General features: G+C 61.7%; 3 protein-coding genes. All 3 read left to right on the top strand.

The window, feature by feature from the left end:
- On the top strand, nucleotides 1–1,679 hold a 1,679-nt coding region (locus BG52_RS12175; protein WP_036585537.1), incomplete at its 5' end, for a cation-translocating P-type ATPase.
- A 161-nt stretch (nucleotides 1,680–1,840) separates the two neighbouring features.
- Nucleotides 1,841–2,674: a diaminopimelate epimerase gene (gene dapF, locus BG52_RS12170; protein WP_036585535.1), complete on the top strand. Its 834-nt coding sequence runs from the start codon at nucleotides 1,841–1,843 to the stop codon at nucleotides 2,672–2,674.
- 118 nt (nucleotides 2,675–2,792) lie between these two features.
- Nucleotides 2,793–3,775, top strand: a 983-nt coding sequence (locus BG52_RS12165; protein ID WP_036667340.1) for a homocysteine S-methyltransferase family protein, incomplete at its 3' end; no start/stop codon positions are given.

Raw genomic sequence — 3,775 nt, 5'->3', positions numbered from 1 at the left:
ACGGCAGGCCCGCCGATCTGAAAAGCGATTCGGCGCTGCGGCGTATGCTGCAAATCGCCGCGCTCTGCAACAATGCCCGGCTGCTGCCGGTCCAGGAAAAAACGGCCAAAAAGAGGAAAGAAAAAGATGAGGACCGCGAGTCCTGGGAGATGAAGGGCGATCCGACCGAAGGCGCGCTTATCGTGCTGGCCGCGAAGCTGGGCGTTACCGTATCTTCGCTCGAGGGGCTCTATAAGCGCGAGAAAGAGTATCCGTTCGATTCGGAGCGGAAAAGGATGTCCGTGCTCGTCAGCCACCACGGCGGCCGGCTTTTATGCACGAAGGGCGCGCCGGATTTGCTGATCGAGAAATGTGCCTATGCGCTTTGGGACGGCAATGTCGTGCCATTCACGCCCACGCTGCGGCAGAAGGCCGCTGCGGCCGCCGAGGAGATGGCGCAATCCGCGCTGCGCGTGCTCGGACTCGCGTACCGCGATCTGCGGTCGCAGGATGCGACCGATTCGGAGCAGAATGTAGAATGCCAGATGATATTCGTCGGCCTCACGGGGATGATCGATCCGCCCCGCAAGGAGGTGCGGGATGCGATCGCAACGTGCCGGAGGGCGGGAATCAAGACGGTGATGATCACCGGCGATCACCAGCTGACCGCGGAGGCGATCGCGCAGCAGCTCGGTATCCTGCCGCGCGGCGGCGGCTCGCTGAGCGGCCGGCAGCTCGCCTCTATGACCGACGAGGAGCTGGAGCGGGTGGCGGATGAAACGTATGTTTACGCACGCGTTTCGCCCGAGCACAAGCTGCGCATCGTCAAGGCGCTGCAGCGCAAAGGCCACGTCGTCGCCATGACGGGCGACGGCGTCAACGACGCGCCGGCGATCAAAGCCGCCGATATCGGCATCGCCATGGGCATTACCGGCACGGACGTATCGAAGGAAGCGTCGGCGCTCGTGCTGTCCGACGACAATTTCGCCACCATCGTCGCGGCGATTGAAGAAGGCCGGGGCATCTACGAGAACATCCGCAAATTCATCCGTTATTTGCTGGCCTCGAACGTCGGCGAGATTCTGACGATGTTCCTGGCGATGATGGCCGGCCTGCCGCTGCCGCTCGTGCCGATCCAGATTCTGTGGGTCAATCTGGTGACCGACGGCCTGCCGGCAATGGCGCTAGGCGTCGATCAGGCGGAGAAGGATTTGATGCAGCAGAGGCCGCGTCCGGCCAAAGAAAATATTTTCGCAAGACGGCTCGGCTGGAAAATCGTCAGCCGCGGCGTGCTGATCGGCCTGTGCACGCTCGGCGCTTTCTGGATCACGCTGCGCACCAATGGCGGCAATCTTGTGGAGGCGCAGACGGTCGCGTTCGCAACGCTTGTGCTGGCGCAGCTCATCCACGTGTTCGACTGCCGCAGCTCGCGCTCCATTTTCCACCGGAATCTGCTGCAAAACCGCTATCTCGTGCTGGCCGTACTGTCGTCGCTTGCCTTGATGTTTGCCGTGCTGTATATCGACGCGCTTCAGCCGGTATTCAAGACCGTGCCGATCGGCCTGCGGGAATGGTCCCTCGTATTCGTGGCGGCCGGCATCCCGACGTTCCTCATGGGCATCGGAAGCGTGCTGAGCTCGCAGGGGAAGGGCAAAAGAACGCGCATTACCTATGGCTCCTCCAAGCCGGCGGCGAGATGATCATGCCTTTCCGAGACCGGGTCCGCCCGGTCTTTTTGCCGTGCAAACAAATGCAAACAATGATGCAAATGGTGAATACCGTTTCGCGGGCCCTTGGGTTATGCTAAAAGGAAATGGGACATCGAGCGGATTGCCGCTAACATAAAAGGAGTGCAAAATCTATGAAATTTACAAAAATGCACGGACTGGGCAACGATTTTATCGTAGTGGCGGGCGAGCAGGCTCTTCCGGACAACGTGGACCGGCTGGCGATCGAGCTGTGCAACCGGTATTTCGGCATCGGAGCCGACGGTCTGGTTTACATTCTGCCTTCCGAGAAGGCGGACTTCCGGATGCGGATCATCAACTCGGACGGATCGGAAGCGGAGCAGTGCGGCAACGCCATCCGCTGCGTGGCGAAATACGTTTACGATCACGCGCTGACCGACAAGACGGAAATGACGATCGAGACGCTCGGCGCCGGCGTGCAGAAAGTGCAGCTGACCGTTGACAACGGCAAGGCCGTAAAAGTGCGGGTCGACATGGGCGCGCCGATTCTGAACGGATTGCAAGTGCCGACGACGGTCGACGCGGATCGGGTCATCGCCCAGCCGATTGAAGTCAACGGCAGACAGTTCTTGTTTACAGCCGTCTCGATGGGGAACCCGCATTGCGTCATCTACGTTGACGATGCGGCAGGCTTCGACCTGCAGGCCTGGGGACCGAAGCTTGAAACCCATCCGATGTTCCCGCGCAAAATAAACGTCGAGTTTGTGACGGTCAAATCCCGCACGCATACCGATATGCGGGTATGGGAGCGCGGCGCAGGTCCGACGCTCGCCTGCGGAACCGGCGCATGCGCGACTGTGGTCGCGTCGGTGCTGAACGGCTTGACCGAACGGACGGCGACGGTGTCGCTTATGGGCGGCGACCTGCTCATCGAGTGGAACGAAGCAGACGATCATGTCTATATGACCGGACCGGCGGCGGAGGTTTTCCGCGGCGAATTGGCGTAACGGTCGCGCCTGCCGAGCTGAATAGAACCGACCTTGGAGAAGCGGCTGCTTGCAAAGCAACTGCTTTTCCTCTTTAATAGGCGTATTGGGATGGTTGCAAATGAAGGGGGAACGGGCAATGAAACCGGACTTGCGGCAGGCGCTGCGGTCTTCGCTGCTGACGGGAGACGGCGCGATGGGGACCTATTTGTATCAACAGGGCTTCCCGGTCGGCGTTTCGTATGAAGAATTCAACATGATCCGGCCGGATGTGATCGAAAGCGTGCACCGCCGTTATTACGAAGCCGGCGCAAGGGTGATCGAGACGAATACCTTCTCCGCGAATGCGGAGAAGCTTGCCAAATACGGCCTCGAGAGCGAGGTCGAGCGGATCAACCGGGAAGGCGTACGCATCGCGCGCGGCGCGGTCGGCGCCGACGCTTATGTGGTCGGAGCGGTAGGATCGGTGCGCGGCGGACGCCGCAAAAACGTGCGGACCGCGCAGGTGACAAAGGCGTTCGAGCAGCAGATCGGCATTCTGCTGGATAGCGGAGTGGACGGTCTGCTGCTTGAAACATTCTATGATCTGGATGAGCTGCTGCTTGCGCTGAGCGTCGTGCGGTCCATGTCCGCCGGCGTGTCGGTTATTTGCCAGCTGTCCGCCCCGGACTCCGGCGCGACGCAGGACGGCATTGCGCTCGCCGACGCATTCGGCCGATTGGAGTCCGCCGGCGCCGATGCGGTCGGCTTCAACTGCGTAAACGGGCCGAACGGCATTTTGCGGGCGATTGACAATATCGGCGCTCCGGTGGGCCTGCCGCTCTCCGTTTTCCCGAACGCAGGCACGCCGGATTATGTGGACGGCCGTTATACGTATACGGCAGGGCCGGATTATTTCGGAGAAACCGCCCGCCGTTTTGCGGACAGGGGCGCGCGGCTGATCGGCGGCTGCTGCGGCACCACGCCCGAGCATGTTGCGGCAATCGCGGCCGCGCTTGCCGGCTACAGCCCGCAGCCGGCGGAAGCGGGCCAGGTGACGGACGGATCGTCCGCCGCGATTATTGCGCCCGCAGCCGTTGCTCCTGCGGTGCCGGCCGGTTCGGCTGCTCCCCAGACCGGGGC

It is taken from the genome of Paenibacillus darwinianus (genome assembly GCF_000598065.1).
Taxonomy (GTDB): domain Bacteria; phylum Bacillota; class Bacilli; order Paenibacillales; family Paenibacillaceae; genus Paenibacillus_I; species Paenibacillus_I darwinianus.
This window is presented reverse-complemented; position numbering and strand designations above follow the sequence as displayed.